Source organism: Pseudomonas sp. SH10-3B, assembly GCF_019891415.1.
GTDB lineage: Bacteria > Pseudomonadota > Gammaproteobacteria > Pseudomonadales > Pseudomonadaceae > Aquipseudomonas.
On record NZ_JAFLXD010000001.1, the window covers coordinates 303,635 to 320,838 of the forward strand.

17 protein-coding genes are annotated in these 17,204 nt (G+C 61.6%); 13 read left to right on the plus strand and 4 right to left on the minus strand.

The window, feature by feature from the left end; all coding sequences use genetic code 11:
• Positions 1 to 2: 2 nt before the first annotated feature.
• Together cysD and J1G35_RS01475 are read right to left on the minus strand one after the other, a co-directional pair.
• Complete coding sequence (cysD, locus tag J1G35_RS01470) at positions 3 to 920, minus strand: sulfate adenylyltransferase subunit CysD (protein ID WP_017137614.1); 918 nt, start codon at positions 918 to 920, stop codon at positions 3 to 5.
• Between the two features lie 136 nt (positions 921 to 1,056).
• Complete coding sequence (locus J1G35_RS01475) at positions 1,057 to 1,815, minus strand: Nif3-like dinuclear metal center hexameric protein (protein ID WP_053131787.1); 759 nt, start codon at positions 1,813 to 1,815, stop codon at positions 1,057 to 1,059.
• A gap of 102 nt (positions 1,816 to 1,917) precedes the next feature.
• Between J1G35_RS01475 and algW the strand changes: the two genes are divergently transcribed.
• Together algW and J1G35_RS01485 are read left to right on the plus strand one after the other, a co-directional pair.
• Positions 1,918 to 3,072: a Do family serine endopeptidase AlgW gene (gene algW / locus J1G35_RS01480; protein ID WP_053131789.1), complete on the plus strand. Its 1,155-nt coding sequence runs from the start codon at positions 1,918 to 1,920 to the stop codon at positions 3,070 to 3,072.
• 112 nt (positions 3,073 to 3,184) lie between these two features.
• On the plus strand, positions 3,185 to 5,281 hold the full coding sequence (locus tag J1G35_RS01485; protein ID WP_223013010.1) for a TonB-dependent siderophore receptor: 2,097 nt from the start codon (positions 3,185 to 3,187) through the stop codon (positions 5,279 to 5,281).
• A gap of 105 nt (positions 5,282 to 5,386) precedes the next feature.
• Here J1G35_RS01485 and hemH read toward each other — a convergent pair whose 3' ends face one another.
• Both hemH and J1G35_RS01495 read right to left on the minus strand, forming a co-directional pair.
• Entirely contained in the window at positions 5,387 to 6,412 is a 1,026-nt protein-coding gene (hemH, locus tag J1G35_RS01490) for a ferrochelatase (RefSeq protein ID WP_053131795.1), read from the minus strand.
• Between the two features lie 15 nt (positions 6,413 to 6,427).
• Positions 6,428 to 7,327, minus strand: a complete 900-nt coding sequence (locus tag J1G35_RS01495) for a TIGR01777 family oxidoreductase (RefSeq protein ID WP_223013013.1) — start codon at positions 7,325 to 7,327, stop codon at positions 6,428 to 6,430.
• Between the two features lie 212 nt (positions 7,328 to 7,539).
• Here J1G35_RS01495 and J1G35_RS01500 point away from each other — a divergent pair, with 212 nt between their 5' ends.
• The 11 genes from J1G35_RS01500 (at position 7,540) to J1G35_RS01550 (ending at position 17,178) form a co-directional block, all read left to right on the plus strand.
• Positions 7,540 to 8,526, plus strand: a complete 987-nt coding sequence (locus tag J1G35_RS01500; RefSeq protein ID WP_131698511.1) for an NAD(P)/FAD-dependent oxidoreductase — start codon at positions 7,540 to 7,542, stop codon at positions 8,524 to 8,526.
• Complete coding sequence (locus J1G35_RS01505; RefSeq protein ID WP_053131803.1) at positions 8,523 to 8,738, plus strand: TIGR02450 family Trp-rich protein; 216 nt, start codon at positions 8,523 to 8,525, stop codon at positions 8,736 to 8,738. Before J1G35_RS01500 ends, J1G35_RS01505 begins: the two co-directional genes overlap by 4 nt.
• 112 nt (positions 8,739 to 8,850) lie before the next feature.
• Entirely contained in the window at positions 8,851 to 9,816 is a 966-nt protein-coding gene (locus J1G35_RS01510) for a DUF523 and DUF1722 domain-containing protein (RefSeq protein WP_223013015.1), read from the plus strand.
• A gap of 15 nt (positions 9,817 to 9,831) precedes the next feature.
• Entirely contained in the window at positions 9,832 to 10,761 is a 930-nt protein-coding gene (locus J1G35_RS01515) for a MerR family transcriptional regulator (protein WP_223013017.1), read from the plus strand.
• Positions 10,762 to 12,204, plus strand: coding sequence for a deoxyribodipyrimidine photo-lyase (phrB, locus tag J1G35_RS01520; protein WP_223013019.1), 1,443 nt, complete (start codon positions 10,762 to 10,764; stop codon positions 12,202 to 12,204).
• On the plus strand, positions 12,197 to 12,619 hold the full coding sequence (locus tag J1G35_RS01525) for a nuclear transport factor 2 family protein (protein ID WP_053131818.1): 423 nt from the start codon (positions 12,197 to 12,199) through the stop codon (positions 12,617 to 12,619). Before phrB ends, J1G35_RS01525 begins: the two co-directional genes overlap by 8 nt.
• Positions 12,616 to 13,398 (plus strand): SDR family NAD(P)-dependent oxidoreductase, encoded by a 783-nt coding sequence (locus tag J1G35_RS01530; RefSeq protein WP_053131821.1) that lies wholly within the window; start codon positions 12,616 to 12,618, stop codon positions 13,396 to 13,398. Before J1G35_RS01525 ends, J1G35_RS01530 begins: the two co-directional genes overlap by 4 nt.
• Positions 13,395 to 14,642 (plus strand): FAD-dependent oxidoreductase, encoded by a 1,248-nt coding sequence (locus J1G35_RS01535; protein ID WP_223013021.1) that lies wholly within the window; start codon positions 13,395 to 13,397, stop codon positions 14,640 to 14,642. The genes J1G35_RS01530 and J1G35_RS01535 overlap by 4 nt, the downstream gene beginning before the upstream one ends.
• Complete coding sequence (locus tag J1G35_RS01540; RefSeq protein ID WP_223013023.1) at positions 14,639 to 15,448, plus strand: DUF1365 domain-containing protein; 810 nt, start codon at positions 14,639 to 14,641, stop codon at positions 15,446 to 15,448. The genes J1G35_RS01535 and J1G35_RS01540 overlap by 4 nt, the downstream gene beginning before the upstream one ends.
• The gene (locus J1G35_RS01545) at positions 15,435 to 16,706 is read left to right on the plus strand and encodes a cyclopropane-fatty-acyl-phospholipid synthase family protein (protein ID WP_223013025.1); all 1,272 of its coding nucleotides are present in this window, start codon (positions 15,435 to 15,437) and stop codon (positions 16,704 to 16,706) included. The genes J1G35_RS01540 and J1G35_RS01545 overlap by 14 nt, the downstream gene beginning before the upstream one ends.
• Entirely contained in the window at positions 16,699 to 17,178 is a 480-nt protein-coding gene (locus tag J1G35_RS01550; RefSeq protein ID WP_223013026.1) for a DUF2878 domain-containing protein, read from the plus strand. Before J1G35_RS01545 ends, J1G35_RS01550 begins: the two co-directional genes overlap by 8 nt.
• The last annotated feature ends 26 nt before the right edge of the window (positions 17,179 to 17,204 follow it).

Consider the following 17,204-nt stretch of genomic DNA (forward strand, 5'->3'; position numbering starts at 1 on the left):
CCTTAGAAATAGCCTTGACGTTTTTTATCTTCCATCGAGCCTGCACCATCGTGGTCGATGACACGGCCCTGGCGCTCGGAAGTTCGCGTCAGGAGCATTTCCTGAATGATGTCCGTCAGCGTCTCGGCTTCGGACTCCACCGCGCCCGTCAACGGGTAGCAGCCAAGGGTACGGAAACGTACTTTCTTTTTGACGATTCTGGCTTTGTCTTCGTCGGACAGGTGTTCGAGGATGCGGTCGTCGTCGATCATGATCAACGTGCCGTTCTTCTCGATGACATCACGTTCGGCGGCGAAGTACAGCGGCACGATCGGGATGCCTTCCAGGTAGATGTACTGCCAGATGTCCAGCTCGGTCCAGTTGGACAGCGGGAACACACGGATCGACTCACCCTTGTTGACGTTGCCGTTGTAGACGTTCCACAGCTCCGGGCGCTGGTTCTTAGGGTCCCAGCGGTGCTTGCTGTCGCGGAACGAGTACACGCGCTCTTTGGCACGGGATTTCTCTTCATCGCGACGGGCACCGCCGAACGCAGCGTCGAAACCATGCTTGTCCAAGGCCTGTTTGAGGCCTTCGGTCTTCATGATGTCGGTGTGCTTGGCGCTGCCGTGGGTGAACGGGTTGATGCCCTGCGCCACGCCGTCCGGGTTGACGTGGGTGATCAGGTCCAGGCCCAGCTCTTCGACCATCTTGTCGCGGAACTTGTACATCTCCTGGAATTTCCAGCGGGTGTCGACGTGCATCACCGGGAACGGCAATTTGCCTGGGAAAAAGGCCTTGCGCGCCAGGTGCAGCATCACGGCGGAGTCTTTACCGATCGAGTAGAGCATCACCGGGTTATCGAACTCGGCGGCGACCTCGCGGATGATGTGGATGCTTTCCGCCTCCAGCTGTTTCAGATGCGTCAGTTTGTCGACCATGGTTACTCACGGAAAAACGATCTTATGGACGGCCAGCGGGCCGTGTTCGAGCGGGGCATGCTAGCACAGCACCTTCTTCTATTCAGGGCGCCAGCTAGATCGAAACGGTATATCAATATGCCCCAAGGTTTGGCAGTCAAATCGGGTTGGGGCAATCGATGAACAGGTGCTCCAGGGCAAAGCGCCGCGCCAGGTAATCGCCCAGTGCCTGCACGCCGTAACGCTCGGTGGCGTGATGGCCGGCAGCAATGAAGCTGATGTCGTTTTCCCTGGCGCTATGGAAAGTCTGCTCGGAAGCTTCGCCGCTCAGGAACAGGTCCACGCCAGCGGCAATCCCGTGGTCGATGTAGCCCTGGCCACCGCCGGTGCACCAGCCGACGCGACGGATCATCTGGCTGCCCTCGATCAACAGCGGCTCGCGGCCCATCACGTCCTGCACGCGCCGGGCGAAGTCGCGGGGCGACAGTGGTTCGGCGAGCGAGCCGACCAGGCCGACAATCTTGGGGTTGCTCGGGTCCAGTGGGCCTTCGACCGTGATGTCCAACTGGCGGGCAAGCTGCACGTTGTTGCCGACCTCGGGGTGCAGGTCCAGCGGCAGGTGATAGGCCAGCAGGCTGATGTCATGTTTGAGCAGGGTTTTCAGGCGGCGTTGCTTCATGCCGGTGATGCAGGGGTTTTCGCCTTTCCAGAAATAACCGTGGTGCACCAGGATCAAATCGGCCTGGGCTTCGACGGCCGCGTCCAGCAAAGCCTGGCTCGCCGTGACGCCGCTGACGATGCGCATCACTTGCGGCCGCCCCTCGACCTGCAGGCCATTGGGGCAGTAATCGGCAATTTTTGCGCTGCCAAGGTAGCGGTCCGCTTCCTCGACGAGGGTGGTAAGGGGGACGGCCATAAAAGACTCCTAAATATCCCGTTCCGAGGCGCTCGCAGCCTCGTATAATGCGCGACATTATGGGCGCTCTCCCGCCCCCTGCAACCTGTCAGGACTTACTTGATGCTCAAGGCACTGCGTTTTTTTGGATGGCCATTGTTGGCTGGCGTGCTGATCGCGATGCTGATTATTCAGCGTTATCCCCAGTGGGTGGGCTTACCCAGCCTTGATGTGAACCTGCAACAGGCACCGCAAACCAGTGCGGTAGTGCAAGGCCCGGTGACTTATGCAGATGCGGTAGTCATTGCGGCCCCTGCCGTGGTCAACCTGTACACCACCAAGGTCATCAACAAGCCGGCGCATCCGCTGTTTGAAGACCCGCAGTTTCGCCGCTATTTCGGTGACAACGGGCCCAAGCAGCGCCGCATGGAGTCCAGCCTGGGTTCCGGGGTGATCATGAGCCCCGAAGGCTACATCCTCACCAATAACCACGTGACCACCGGCGCCGACCAGATTGTGGTGGCCCTGCGTGACGGCCGCGAAACCCTCGCCCGCGTGGTGGGCAGCGACCCGGAAACCGACCTCGCGGTACTGAAGATCGATTTGAAAAACCTGCCGTCCATCACCCTCGGCCGCTCCGATGGACTGCGGGTGGGTGATGTGGCACTGGCCATCGGCAACCCGTTCGGGGTGGGCCAGACGGTGACCATGGGCATCATCAGCGCCACCGGACGTAACCAGTTGGGGCTTAACAGCTACGAAGATTTCATCCAGACCGACGCGGCGATCAACCCAGGCAACTCCGGCGGTGCGCTGGTGGATGCCAATGGCAACCTGACCGGCATCAACACGGCGATCTTCTCCAAATCCGGCGGTTCCCAAGGTATCGGTTTTGCGATCCCGGTGAAGCTGGCGATGGAAGTGATGAAGTCGATCATCGAGCACGGCCAGGTAATTCGCGGCTGGCTGGGGATTGAAGTACAGCCGTTGACCAAGGAATTGGCCGAGTCGTTTGGCCTGACCGGGCGTCCCGGCATCGTGGTCGCCGGGATCTTCCGCGATGGCCCGGCGCAGAAAGCCGGCCTGCAACTCGGGGACGTGATCCTCAGTATCAACGGCGAACCGGCCGGTGATGGGCGCAAGTCGATGAACCAGGTCGCGCGGATCAAGCCGACCGACAAGGTGGCGATCCAGGTCATGCGCAACGGTAAAGAGATCAAGCTGCTGGCGGAAATCGGCCTGCGCCCACCGCCTGCGCCGGTCAAAGAAGAGGAATAAACCGGCTCCACAGGTACCCGTTCGCGGGTACCTGTAAGCATATATTTCAAAGCAAAAGCATTCTCATTAGACATGTTATATTGTTTCAATATCGCCATTGGAACGCTCTATCATGCCGTCTCGAAAGTTTGCCCCCCTGGCTGGCCTGGCCTTGGGTCTGCTGCTGGATCCCGCGTTTGCCGAAGAAAACACCGTTGAGCTGGACACCATCAGCGTCACTACCGACGCCTATGAATCCGCCACCGGCCCGGTCAACGGCTACCGCGCCACCCGCTCTGCCAGCGCGACTAAAACCGACACCGCCCTGCGCGACATCCCACAGTCCATCAGCGTGATTCCCGCCTCGGTACTCACGGACCTGGGCAGCACCAACGTGGAGCGCGCCCTGGAATTTGCCGGCGGCGTGTCCAAGCAGAACAACTTTGGCGGCCTCACGCTCTACGAATACAGCGTGCGCGGCTTTACCACATCAGAGTTCTACCAAGACGGCTTCAGCGCCAACCGGGGCTACCCGAGCACGCCGGACGCGGCCAATATCGAACGTATCGAAGTGCTCAAAGGCCCGGCCGCCAGCCTGTATGGCCGTGGTGATCCCGGCGGCACCGTGAATATCGTCACCAAAAAGCCTCAGCCTGAAGCCTTCACCACCCTGCAAACCAGCGCCGGCAGTTGGGACCGTTATCGCACCGCCCTGGACGTCAACACGCCGCTGGACAGCGAGGGCAACCTGCTGTCACGGGTCAACCTGGCGGTGGAAGACAACAACAGCTTCCGCGATCACGTCGAGAGCAAGCGTGTATTTGTCGCGCCTTCATTCAGCTGGCAGCTGGACCCGGACACGTCCCTGCTGGTGGAGAGCGAATTCGTCCGCCACAGCTCCACCTTCGACCGTGGCATCGTCGACGCCCCCGGCGTATCGCGCTCCACCTTCCTCGGCGAACCCAACGACGGCACTATCGACAACCACAACAACCGCATCCAGGCCACCCTTGAACATCACCTCAACGACGCCTGGAAACTGCGCCTGGCCAGCCATTACAAACAGGGCAGCCTATGGGGCGACGCCTCGGAAAACCGCGCACTGAACACCGACGGCCATACCCTTAACCGCCGTTACCGCGAACGCTCCACGGGCTGGCACGACAGCATCACCCAGCTGGAACTGCGCGGCCTGTTCGAGGTTGGCAGTTGGCAGCACGAACTGCTGGTCGGCACCGAATACGAGGACTACCGCAAAAAAGAGCGCGTCACCACCATTGCCGGCAGCCCCTACGCCATCGACCTCTACAACCCGGTCTACGGCCAGCCCAAGCCCAATGGCGCACGCTCCGGCACCGACTTCTTTGAACAGACCAAAAGCCAGGCGCTGAACCTGCAAGACCAGATCATCTTCACCGACCGCCTGCGCGGCATGATCGGCGCGCGCTTCGAGCACTTCGAACAAAGCACCGACGACTTCACCCGCAACCACGCCAAGAGTCGGCAAACCCACGACGCACTTACCCAGCGCGCCGGCCTGCTCTATCAACTGACGCCAGAGGTCGGCGTATTCGCCAACGCCTCCACCTCGTTCAAACCCAACAGCGGCCTGGACGCCACCGGCAAAACCTTCAAGCCCGAAGAAGGCGTGGGCTATGAAGTGGGGATCAAGAGCGAGCTGTTCGACGACCGCCTCAGCGCCACCCTCGCCGCCTTCCATATCGAAAAGGAAAACGTGCTGGCCCTGGACCCGGCCACCAATACCAACCGCGCCATGGGCAAGGCACGCAGCCAGGGATTTGACCTGCAACTGACGGGACAACTGACCGATGCCGTACAGGTGATCGGCGCCTTTGCCTACATCGATGCCGAAGTGACCAAAGGTGATAAAGCCATACCTACGGGCAGCCGAATACTCGGCGTGGCCAAGCGCAGCGGCAGTCTGCTGGGGGTGTATGAATTCCAGGAGGGTGCCTTGCGCGGTTCAGACCTGGGCGCGGCATTCACTTATGTGGGTGATCGCTCCGGTGAAGCGGGCACTCGTTTCGAGTTGCCCGCCTACCACACCGTCGACCTTCTGGCCCATTACAAAGCCACGCCAAACGTTACTGTGGGCCTGAACCTCAACAACCTGTTCGATGAAAAGTACTACGAGCGGTCCTACAGCAATTATTGGGTCAACCCCGGCGAGCCGCGCAACCTCACCGTCAGCCTGACCCTCGACCTCTAACCCAACCCCCTGTAGGAGCGAGCTTGCTCGCGAAAAACCCGAGAGCGCCGCGTTAACCCAGACGCCGTGCTTTATCGTTAACGACCCTCGCGAGCAAGCTCGCGCCTACAGTGACAGCGGTGCTCTTTCGCAGAGCGTATTGAGCGCCGCCGCCCATTGCGGGTCATCATTGAGGCACGGCACCAGCACCAACTCCTCACCGCCCGCCTCGCGAAATTGCTCCAGCCCGCGATCACCGATCTCTTCCAGGGTCTCGATGCAATCGGCAACAAAGGCCGGGCACATCACCAGCAGCTTTTTCACCCCTTGCTGGGCCAGCGCTTCCAGGCGTGCCTCGGTATAGGGTTCGATCCACTTCGCACGGCCCAGGCGCGACTGGAACGCCACTGACCATTTGTCGTCGGACAAGCCCAGACGCGCAGCGAAATCCCGGGCAACGCTGAAGCATTGCGCGCGATAGCAGGTGGCGAGCACCTCGGGCGAGGCGTTCTTGCAGCAGTCGGCATCCTTGAAGCAATGCTGGCCGGTAGGGTCGAGCTTTTTCAGATGACGCTCGGGCAGCCCGTGAAAACTCAGCAACAAGTGATCGTAATGCTGCTCGACATACGGCCGTGCACTTGCCGCCAGCGCATCCAGGTATTCGGGTTGGTCGTAGAAGGGTTGCAGGATCGAGAACTGCACGCTGAGCTTTTTATCGCGCACCACACGCCTGGCTTCTTCAATCACCGTGGTCACGGTGCTGTCGGCAAATTGCGGGTACAAAGGCGCCAGGGTGACCTTTTGAATGCCTTGGGCAGCCAATCGCGTCAGGGTGGTCTCCAAGGAAGGCTCGCCATAACGCATCGCCAACTCCACCGGGCCCTGGGTCCACTGCGCTGTCATCTGCTGTTGCAGGCGACGGCTGAGTACCACCAGCGGCGAGCCCTCGTCCCACCAGATCGAGGCATAGGCATGGGCCGACTGCTCGGGGCGCTTGATCAGGATCAGCGACACCAGCAAGCGCCTAACCGGCCACGGCAGGTCGATCACATAAGGGTCCATCAGGAACTGATTGAGGTAGCTGCGCACATCGGCCACCGAAGTGGACGCCGGTGAGCCCAGGTTAACCAGTAACAACGCGTGATCCGTCATGCAACTTCCTATCTCTTAGAGGCGACTGGACAGTTCATCCAAAGCCGCATGCAACTCAGTGAACTGAAAAATGAAACCGGCGGCCATCAAGCGTTCGGGAATCGCCTTCTGCCCGCCCAGCAACAGCCCCGACAACTCGCCCAAGCCCACCTTTAACGCAAAGGCCGGCATCGGCATGAAGGCCGGGCGGTGCAGCACCTGGCCCAATGCCTTGGCGAACTCACGGTTACGCACCGGGTGCGGCGCGCAGGCATTATAAGGACCGCTGGCGTCATCCTTGTGCAGAAGAAAATCAATCAGGGCGATTTGATCCTTGATATGTACCCACGGCATCCACTGCCGCCCCGTGCCGATAGGCCCGCCCAGCGCGAGTTTGAACGGCAGCAGCAGGCGCGACAAAAAGCCGCCCTCGGCTGCCAGCACCAGGCCGGTACGCACCAGTACCACGCGGATGCCCATGGCTTCGGCGCGCTGGGCGGTTTCTTCCCAGGCGATGCACAATTGGCTGGGGAAATCGTCCTGCACCGGCCCGCTGGCCTCGGTCAGTTCGCGCTCGCCGCCGTCGCCATACCAGCCCACCGCCGAACCGGAAACCAACACCGCCGGCTTTTGCGCCAGGCCGTCGAGCCAGGCCAGCAGGGTCTCGGTCAAGCCGATGCGGCTGCTCCATAGCAGCGCCTTGCGTTTGTGGGTCCAGGGACGGTCAGCAATCGGCGCGCCAGCCAGGTTGACCACCGCGTCCACCACGCCGGTCACGTCCTCCAGACGCCCAACACCCAGCACCGTCGCACCGCACAACCGAGCGACATCTTCAGGATGGCGACTCCACACCGTCAGGCGATGGCCTTGGGCAATCCAGTGTTGGCAGAGTTGGCGACCGATCAGGCCGGTACCGCCGGTCAGCAAAATATGCATGGGACGCTCCTCATGTAACGTTCGCCGCCGATCACTGGTCTATTTTATAAGCAGGGATCAATTTGTAATCGGGCGTGACTTTTGTTTAAGCCTCATGGTTAACCATAGGTCACGCTAAGAGATCAGGTACGCCAAAACTTATACCAAAAAACAATATTGTACAGCTATTGGTGTCGGCGTAGTCTGTACCCAACGGTAAAACGAGGCCTCCCATGACTGTCCCCATCGCGATCATCGGTACCGGCATTGCCGGTCTCTCCGCCGCCCGAGCGTTACAAGACGCGGGGCACGTTGTACAACTCTTCGATAAAAGCCGCGGCAGCGGCGGCCGCATGTCCAGCAAACGCAGCGATGCCGGCGCGCTGGACATGGGCGCCCAATACTTCACCGCCCGCGACCGGCGCTTCGTCAACGAAGTGCAGCGCTGGCAAAGCAACGGCTGGGCCGAGCAATGGAAGCCGCAGTTGTACAACTTCAAGTCCGGCCAGCTCACGCCCTCCCCCGATGAACAGATCCGCTGGGTCGGCACGCCACGCATGAGCGCAATCACCCGCGCCCTGCTCGACGACCTGCCGGTGGAGTTCGGTTGCCGTATCACCGAAGTCTTCCAAGGCAAGCAACACTGGAACCTGCTGGATGCCGATGGCGAAAATCACGGCCCGTTCAGCCACGTGATCATTGCCACGCCCGCCCCCCAAGCCACTGCGCTGCTGGCCGCCGCTCCCAAGCTGGCGAGTGCCGCCGCCGGGGTGAAGATGGACCCGACCTGGGCCATCGCCCTGGCCTTCGACAAGCCCCTGGATACGCCGATGGAAGGCTGCTTCGTGCAAGACAGCCCGCTGGATTGGCTGGCGCGCAACCGCAGCAAACCGGGACGCGACAACACCCTCGACACCTGGGTACTGCACGCCACCAGCACCTGGAGCAAGGCCCACCTGGACCTGTCCAAGGAAGCGGTGATCGAACACCTGCACGGTGCCTTCGCCGAATTGCTGCACAGCGCCATGCCCGCACCGTCCTTCAGCCTGGCGCACCGCTGGCTTTACGCCCGACCGTCCAGCGCCCATGAATTCGGGGTGCTGGCCGACGCCGACCTGGGCCTGTACGTGTGTGGCGACTGGTGCCTCTCGGGCCGAGTGGAAGGCGCGTGGCTCAGTGGCCAAGAGGCCGCGCGACGGCTGATCGAGCACCTGCAATGAACCGCATCAACCCCGCCAAATTGCTGCTGTCGAAATGGACAGCAGCCCTGCCACGCAACAAGGAAAAACACTTCCTGGTCACCGAACTGTTTCGTGATGAAGAAGGCACGGTGCTGGAAATCGAGCTGCAAGCCGTGATGACCAAGCGCGCTCAGCGCCTGGCCTGGCAAACCCTGCAAAATGCCGAGGATTGGCACATCGGCTGGAAATAGTCTCTACGCAAATACCTGTACAAAATATTTGACTTGTACAGCATCAAACCTATGATGAGACTTAGTTGTACAGACTTTAGATTTTGTACAGGATTCTCGCAGAGGTTTGGCCATGCCCACCACACCGTCCATCAAGCCGAAGATTGGCATCAGCGCCTGCCTGCTGGGCGAGAACGTGCGTTTCAATGGTGGCCACAAGCAATCTCAGCTATGCAGCGAAGTACTCGCCGAGTATTTCGACTTCGTACCGCTGTGCCCGGAAGTGGCGATCGGCCTGGGCATTCCCCGTGAAACCATTCGCCTGGTGGGCGATGCCGAACAGCCCCAGGCCGTCGGCACCGTACACCGTGAGCTGAATGTCACCGCGCCGCTGGACGCATACGGACGCAAAATGGCCGCTGAACACACTGACCTGTGTGGCTACATCTTCATGCAGAAGTCGCCGTCCTGCGGCCTGGAACGCGTCAAGGTCTATCGGGACAACGGCGCACCGGTGGAGGGCGGCGGACGCGGCATTTACGCCCAGGCGTTCTGTGCGCGCCACCCCAACCTGCCGGTGGAAGAAGACGGCCGCCTGAATGATCCGGTGCTACGGGAAAACTTCCTGACCCGCGTCTTCGTTTACGCCAGCTGGCAACAACTGCTGGCGGAGGGCCTGACCCGTCATCGCCTGCTGGCCTTCCATTCGCGCTACAAATACCTGTTGATGGCCCACAGCCCCGCGCATTACAAAAACCTGGGCCACCAACTCGGCAGCATGGCCAAGCACGTCAACCTCGACGAGTTGGGCGCCTGCTATTTCAGCGACCTGATGACCGGCCTGAAAAAGTGCGCCACCCGCGGCACCCACACCAACGTGCTGCAACACATCAGCGGCTACCTCAAGCAAGCCATCAGCGCTGATGACAAACAGGAAATGCAAACGGTTATCGGCCAGTACCACCAGGGCATTGTGCCGCTGGTGGTGCCCTTGACCCTGCTCAAGCATCACTTTCGCCAACACCCGGACCGCTACATCGCGCAGCAGGCCTACTTGCAGCCGCATCCGGAAAATCTCAGCCTGCGTAATGCGATCTAGACCATGAAAAGCCTCATGACAGCTGTCTTGCCAGACGAACCCGGCGCAGATATCGCCCAAGCCCTCGAAGACGGCTGGCTGCCGATTCGCGAAGTGGCGCGCCAGACCGGCGTCAACGCCGTGACCCTGCGCGCCTGGGAACGCCGTTATGGCCTGATCGTGCCCCAGCGCACACCCAAGGGCCATCGGCTGTTCAACGCCGACCATGTACAACGCATCCAGACCATCCTCACCTGGCTCAATCGCGGCGTGCCGGTCAGCCAGGTCAAAGGCTTGATCGACTCAGCCCAGGTCCTCCCCGATGCGGTGGAGAACGAGTGGCATGCCTTGCGTCAGAATTTGGTGCAGGCCGTCAGCGAATTGGCCGAGCGTCGGGTGGACGATGTGTTTAACCAAGCCATGGCGCTCTACCCGCCGCGCACCCTGTGTGAGCAACTGCTGCTGCCGCTGCTGCAGGAGCTGGAGCAACGCTGGCAAGGCCAGTTTGGCGCGCAGATGGAGCGGGTGTTTTTCCTGTCCTGGCTGCGCAGCAAGTTTGGTGCACGCATCTACCACAACAACCGGCAGTTGCACGGCGCGCCGCTGTTGCTGGTCAACCACTCCGACCTGCCCCTGGAGCCGCACCTGTGGCTCAGCGCCTGGCTGGCCAGCAGCGCCGATTGCCCGGTGGAAGTCTTCGACTGGCCGCTGCCCGTCGGCGAGTTGGCCCTCGCGGCGGAACACCTGCAACCGCGCGCCGTGCTCCTGTACTCGAGCAAGGCCCTGCAATTGCCGGCACTCACCAAGCTTCTGGCCGGAGTCAGTTGCGCCAAACTGATCGTCGGACCAACGGTATGCATCCACCAGGCCGAGCTCGCCGTATTAACCGATGACATCCCTGAATTGTTCGTGGCCGAAGACTCGTTGTCGGCCCACCAGCTCCTGATCCAGCGTGGACTTATTTAAATGCACTTGATCTGGCTGCGCACCGACTTGCGCCTTCACGACAACACCGCCCTGGCCGCCGCCCGCCAGCGAGGCCCGGTGGCCGCCGTGTACCTGATCACTCCAGAGCAATGGCTGGCCCATGACGATGCGCCGTGCAAAGTGGATTTCTGGCTGCGCAACCTGCAGCACTTGAGCCAGGCCCTGGGCGCGCTGAACATTCCCTTGCTGATCCGCCACGCTGCCACCTGGGACCAGGCTCCCGCCGTATTGAGCCAACTGTGCCGGGAACTGTCCGTGGAGTCGGTGCACGTCAACGAGGAATACGGCATCCATGAAAGCCGCCGCGATGCCGCTGTCGCCAAGGCGCTGGAAGCCGGCGACGTAAGCTTCCACAGCTACCTGGACCAACTGCTCTTTCAACCGGGCAGCGTGCTGACCAAGACCGGCACCTACTTCCAGGTGTTCAGCCAGTTCCGCAAGGTTTGCTACGCCCGCCTGCACAGCGCCCTGCCACGCTTGGTTGCAGCGCCCCAGGCCCAAGCCCCGCTCACGCTCAAGAGCGATGCGATTCCCCAGCAGGTCGAAGGCTTCGAACCACCCAGCGACACGTTACGTGCGCTGTGGCCCGCTGGCGAAGAAGAGGCCCGCCGCCGCCTCGACACCTTCGCCGACCAGCAGATCAGCTACTACAAAGACGAGCGCGACTTTCCGGCCAAACCCGGCACCAGCCAGCTCTCGGCGTACCTGGCCGCCGGCGTGGTTTCACCGCGCCAATGCCTGCACGCCGCCCTGCAAACCAACCAGGGCGAGTTCGAAAGCGGCGACATCGGCGCCATCACCTGGATCAACGAACTGCTCTGGCGTGAGTTCTACAAACACATTCTGGTCGGCTACCCACGGGTCTCCCGTCACCGCGCCTTCCGTCCCGAGACCGAAGCCTTGGTCTGGCGCGATGCGCCCAAGGACCTCGCCGCCTGGCAGCAGGCGCGCACCGGTCTGCCAATCATCGATGCCGCGATGCGCCAACTGCTGGAAACCGGCTGGATGCATAACCGCCTGCGCATGGTGGTGGCGATGTTCCTGACCAAGAACCTGTTGATCGACTGGCGCGAAGGCGAGCGCTTCTTCATGCGCCACCTGATCGACGGCGACCTGGCGGCCAACAACGGCGGCTGGCAATGGAGTTCATCCACCGGTACCGATTCGGCGCCGTATTTCCGGATTTTCAGCCCGCTGAGCCAGTCGGAAAAATTCGACAGCGAAGGCGTGTTTATCAAGCACTGGCTGCCGGAGCTGGCCACACTGAACAAGAAGGAAGTACACAATCCGGAAACCGCTGGCGGCTTGTTTGGCGTGGCGGATTATCCACGCTCGATTGTCGACCTGAAAAAATCCCGCGAACGCGCCCTGGCGGCCTTTCGCAACCTGCCTTCACGCCAGGAGGTCGCTGAACATGAGTGACTTCCTGCCCCGCTTCGCCCAGGCGTTTGCCTCGCTGGACAAGCACAATCTGCAGTTGCTCGACGGTCTCTACAGCAAGGACATCGCCTTCACCGACCCGCTGCATGAAATCCACGGCCTGACTGCGCTGCACACGTACTTCGCCGAGCTGTACAGCAACGTCAGCCAGCTGCGCTTCGACTTCCATGGTTTCGACCAGGTGGCCGAAGGCGAAGGTTACCTGCGCTGGAAAATGAGTTTCTGCCACCCACGCCTGGGCAAGGGCAAGGTCATCCGCGTGGAGGGCTGCTCGCATTTGATGTGGCGTGACAAGGTGTACCGCCACCGCGATTACTTCGACGCCGGCGCCCTGTTGTACGAACACCTTCCCGTGCTGGGCGGGATCGTCAGTTGGTTGAAAAGGAGAGTGGGATGAACGCACTGCCGCCCCGTCGTTATTGGCTGACCGGTGCCAGCAGTGGCATCGGCGCCGCGCTGGCCGTGGAGTTGCTCAACAGCGGCGCCCACGTGGCCCTCAGTTCACGCACCAAAGGCCCGCTGGAAGCACTCGCCCAACGTTACCCCGGCCAAGTGCTGGTGGTGGCCGGCGACCTGACCAACAGCCAGACCGTGCGCGAGATCGGTGAACACATCGGCGCGACCTGGGGTTCGGTCGACACCGTCATCCTCAACGCCGGCACCTGTGAATATGTGGACGCCAAGCAATTCGATTCCTCGATTATCGAACACGTGGTGCGCACCAACCTGTTGGCCAGCAGTTACTGCATCGAAGCGGCGCTGCCGTTGTTGCGCGCCGGGCGCACGCCACACCTGGTGGGCGTCGCCAGCGCCGTGACCTACCTGCCGATGCCACGGGCCGAAGCGTATGGCGCGTCCAAGGCAGGGCTGCGCTACCTGTTCGAATCCCTGCGCATCAGCCTGTCGCCCGAGAACATCGACGTCACGGTGATCAGCCCAGGCTTCGTCGACACCCCACTCACCGAGCGCAATGACTTCCCGATGCCCCTGAGCTGGTCCGCCGACAAGGCTGCGCGGCATATCTTCGCCAAGCTGGAAAAACGCCCGCTGGAGATCGCCTTCCCCGCGCTGTTTATCGCCACGCTGTGGCCGCTGTCAAAACTGCCGAACCGTGCGCAATTGATCATCGGCAAACGCATGTTGCGCAGCCCGCCACCGAAAAAGGACGACCTGTGAAGATCGCCATTATCGGCAGCGGCATCGCCGGGCTGACCAGCGCCTACCTGCTCAGCCGCCGTCACGACATCACGCTGTTCGAGGCGGGCGACCGTATCGGCGGGCATACCCACACGGTCAACGTCACCGTCGAGGGCAAACCCTATGCGGTGGATACCGGCTTCATCGTGTTCAACGACTGGACCTACCCCAACTTCATCCGCTTGCTGGGGCAGATCGGCGTCACCTTCAAGCCCACCGAAATGAGCTTTTCGGTGTGCGATCAGAGCAGCGGCTTCGAGTACAACGGCAACAACCTCAACAGCCTGTTTGCCCAGCGCCGCAATATTCTGTCGCCGGGCTTCTGGGGCATGCTGCGTGACATCCTGCGCTTCAATCGCCAGGCGCCGCTGGACCTGCAAGAGCAGCGCATCAGCGCCGAGATGACCCTGGGCGACTACCTCGAAGCAGGGGGCTACGGGCCGCGGTTTATCCAGCACTACATCGTGCCGATGGGCGCGGCGATCTGGTCGATGTCCCTGGCGGACATGCTCAACTTTCCGCTGCAATTCTTTGTGCGCTTCTTCAAGAACCACGGCTTGCTCTCGGTGAACAACCGGCCGCAGTGGTGCGTGATCGAGGGCGGTTCCAGTCGTTATATCGAACCGCTGACCCGCAGCTTTCGCGAGCAGATTCGCCTCGACTGCCCCGTGCACCTGGTCGAACGCGACGCGCAGGGGGTGATTATCCACAGCGCCGCCGGCACCGAAGCTTTCGACAAGGTGGTGTTTGCCTGCCACAGCGACCAGGCGCTGGCCTTGCTCGGTGACCCGAGCCAGGCCGAACAGGAGATCCTCGGCGCCCTGCCCTACGCCGACAACGACGTGGTACTGCACACCGACACGCGGCTGCTGCCCGAACGCAAACTGGCCTGGGCCAGCTGGAACTACCGGCTGAGCGGTGGCGCACAGACCCAGGCTGCCGTCACCTATGACATGAACATCCTGCAAGGCATCGACAGCGCCACCACCTTTTGCGTCAGCCTCAACCAGACGTCGATGATCAACCCGCTGAAGATCCTTGCGCGCTACACCTATGCCCACCCGCAATACAGCCTGGCCGCCGTGGCCGCACAAGCACGCTGGGAAGAACTGAACGGCACCCGACATACCTGGTATTGCGGTGCCTATTGGGCCAACGGTTTTCATGAAGACGGCGTGGTCAGCGCCCTGCGCGTGGCCGAAGCCTTTGGGGAAAGCCTGTGAACAGCGCCCTGTACAGCGGCTGGATCGCCCATCGGCGGTTTGCACCCAAGGCCCATGCCTTTCGCTACCGCATCGGCCTGCTGTACCTGGACCTCAGCGAACAAGACGAAGTGCTCGGGCTGTCGCCCCTGGCCGGTGCGAGTCGCCTGGCGCCCTTCGGCTTTCGCGAGCAGGACTACCTGCGTGAATTTACGCGTCACGGCATGAGTTTGACCGATGCCGTGCGCCAGGAAGTCGGCAAGGCCCTGGGGCATACACCCCTGGGCGTTATCTGCCTACTGACCCAGGCCCGCAGTTGGGGCCTGGCTTTTAATCCGGTGAGTTTCTTCTACTGCTTCGAGGCCGACGGACGACTGGCCGCGATCCTGTGCGAAGTCACCAACACCCCATGGCGCGAGCGCTATCACTATGTGCTGCCGGCACAGGCCCTCGGCGCGGATGAACACCAGCACTTCGCCGTGGCCAAGGCGTTTCACGTGTCGCCGTTTTTGCCGCGCGATCTGGAATACCGCATGAGCTTCAGCCCGCCCGCCACCAAGCTCGGCGTGCACATGGCCGATTGGCAGGGCGACGTGAAAGTCTTCGACGCCACCCTGAGCCTGCACAAAGAAACGCTCAACCGCGCCAGCCTGCACCGTTACCTGTGGCGCTTTCCGTGGATGACCGCCAAGACCTGCCTGGCCATTTATTGGCAGGCCCTGCGCCTGTTGCTCAAGCGCACACCGATTTTTTCCCATCAGGCCGCCGATGGCGCCTCTCGCACAGCAGTCGGGTACACCAAGGATCGCCGCCATGAAATCCCCTAGCTTATCGGTCAAGACCAACCGCCTGAACGTCAACGGCATGACCAGTGCGCTGCTGCGCAAGGGTGTGCTGCGCCAACTCAGCCAACTGCGCCATGGCCAGTTGGTGGTGATTGAGGACGGCGAGCGCCAGGTATTCGGCGCACGGGAAGCGCACCTGCTGGGGGAAATCCAGATTGTCGATTCGGCGGTCTGGGGCCTGGTGGCGGCCAACGGTTCCATCGGCGCGGGCGAAGCCTTTATCCACGGCTACTGGACCAGCCCGGACCTGACGGCGGTGGTGCGGGTGATGGTGAGCAACCTGGATGTGCTCGACGCAATGGAGGGGGGCCTGGCGAGCTTGGCGCGGCCGTTCACCCAAGGCCTGCACTGGCTCAACCGCAATACGCGCAAAGGCTCGCAGAAAAACATCGCCGCTCACTACGACCTGGGCAATGACCTGTTCGAAGAATTCCTCGACCCGACCATGATGTATTCGGCCGCGCAGTTCCTGACGCCTGACGACACCCTGGAACAGGCGCAACTGAACAAACTGGAACGCATCTGCCAGAAGCTCGCGCTCAAACCCACCGATCATCTGCTGGAGATCGGCACCGGCTGGGGCAGCATGGCGCTGTATGCGGCGCAGCATTACGGCTGCAAGGTCACCACCACGACCTTGTCCAAGGAGCAGTTCGCCTACACCGAAAAACGCATCGCCGCCCTGGGGTTGCAAGACCAGGTCACGTTGTTGCTGCAGGACTACCGCGACCTGACCGGCGAGTACGACAAGCTGGTGTCCATCGAAATGATCGAAGCGGTGGGCCATCGCTTCCTGCCGACCTACTTCAAACAGTGCGCGCACCTGCTCAAGCGCGATGGCCTGATGTTGCTGCAAGCCATCACCATCCGTGAACAACGCTTTGAACAGGCGAAGAACAGCGTCGACTTTATCCAGCGCTATATCTTCCCCGGCGGCGCCCTGCCCAGTGTGCAGAACATGCTGAACATCGTCAGCCGCGACACCGACATGAACCTGCTGCACATGGAGGATTTCGGCCTGCACTACGCGCGAACCCTACGCCTGTGGCACGAGAACTTTCGCCACGCCCACGGCCATCTGACGGAGTTGGGCTACGACGAATATTTCCTGCGGTTGTGGGAGTTTTACCTGTGCTACTGCGAGGGCGGCTTTATGGAGCGCACCATTGGCACCGCGCAATTACTGTTGGCCAAACCGTCGGCCATCAACCCACCGCTGCTCGGGCGCTTCAGTGCTTAAACCTTTGGCCAATGCCGTGCTGTTCCAGTGCGGGTGGTTTGCCTGTGTACTCGGCGGCGACGGCCCTTGGTTGCTGGTGGGGCTGGCGGTGCTGGCAATCCACCTGCTGTGGATAAGTTCGTGGGCCCAGGACGGCGCGCTGATTATCCGCGTGACGGCGCTGGGAACGGTACTGGATACGTTGCTGCGCAGCCTGGGGGTGTTTCACTTCAGCGAGCCCGGACCGCTGATTCCGTTCTGGCTGATTCTGCTATGGGCAGTGCTGGCCACCACCTTGCGCCATTGCCTGGCCTGGAGTGCACGGCCCTGGTGGCGTGCGGCAGCATTGGGGGCGATCGGCGGGCCGTTGTCGTATTACGCCGGGAGCCAGTTGGCGGGCGTGTATTTTGGCTATGCGCTGTTGCCCACCATGACTGGGTTGGCGCTGCTTTGGGCGGTGGTGTTCGTCGCGCTGCACCGAGTGGCGCGCTGACGTCTGTCAGAGCGTTCACACCTGCG

Bases quoted from the DNA above. Each gene is read 5' to 3' on its own strand.
- phrB (WP_223013019.1), top strand. From the start codon at position 10,762: ATGCACTTGATCTGGCTGCGCACCGACTTGCGCCTTCACGACAACACC.
- J1G35_RS01510 (WP_223013015.1), top strand. From the start codon at position 8,851: ATGCCCACCACACCGTCCATCAAGCCGAAGATTGGCATCAGCGCCTGC.
- J1G35_RS01515 (WP_223013017.1), top strand. From the start codon at position 9,832: ATGACAGCTGTCTTGCCAGACGAACCCGGCGCAGATATCGCCCAAGCC.
- J1G35_RS01475 (WP_053131787.1), bottom strand. From the start codon at position 1,815: ATGGCCGTCCCCCTTACCACCCTCGTCGAGGAAGCGGACCGCTACCTT.
- J1G35_RS01495 (WP_223013013.1), bottom strand. From the start codon at position 7,327: ATGCATATTTTGCTGACCGGCGGTACCGGCCTGATCGGTCGCCAACTC.
- J1G35_RS01545 (WP_223013025.1), top strand. From the start codon at position 15,435: ATGAAATCCCCTAGCTTATCGGTCAAGACCAACCGCCTGAACGTCAAC.
- J1G35_RS01500 (WP_131698511.1), top strand. From the start codon at position 7,540: ATGACTGTCCCCATCGCGATCATCGGTACCGGCATTGCCGGTCTCTCC.
- J1G35_RS01525 (WP_053131818.1), top strand. From the start codon at position 12,197: ATGAGTGACTTCCTGCCCCGCTTCGCCCAGGCGTTTGCCTCGCTGGAC.
- hemH (WP_053131795.1), bottom strand. From the start codon at position 6,412: ATGACGGATCACGCGTTGTTACTGGTTAACCTGGGCTCACCGGCGTCC.
- algW (WP_053131789.1), top strand. From the start codon at position 1,918: ATGCTCAAGGCACTGCGTTTTTTTGGATGGCCATTGTTGGCTGGCGTG.
- J1G35_RS01485 (WP_223013010.1), top strand. From the start codon at position 3,185: ATGCCGTCTCGAAAGTTTGCCCCCCTGGCTGGCCTGGCCTTGGGTCTG.
- J1G35_RS01530 (WP_053131821.1), top strand. From the start codon at position 12,616: ATGAACGCACTGCCGCCCCGTCGTTATTGGCTGACCGGTGCCAGCAGT.
- J1G35_RS01505 (WP_053131803.1), top strand. From the start codon at position 8,523: ATGAACCGCATCAACCCCGCCAAATTGCTGCTGTCGAAATGGACAGCA.
- cysD (WP_017137614.1), bottom strand. From the start codon at position 920: ATGGTCGACAAACTGACGCATCTGAAACAGCTGGAGGCGGAAAGCATC.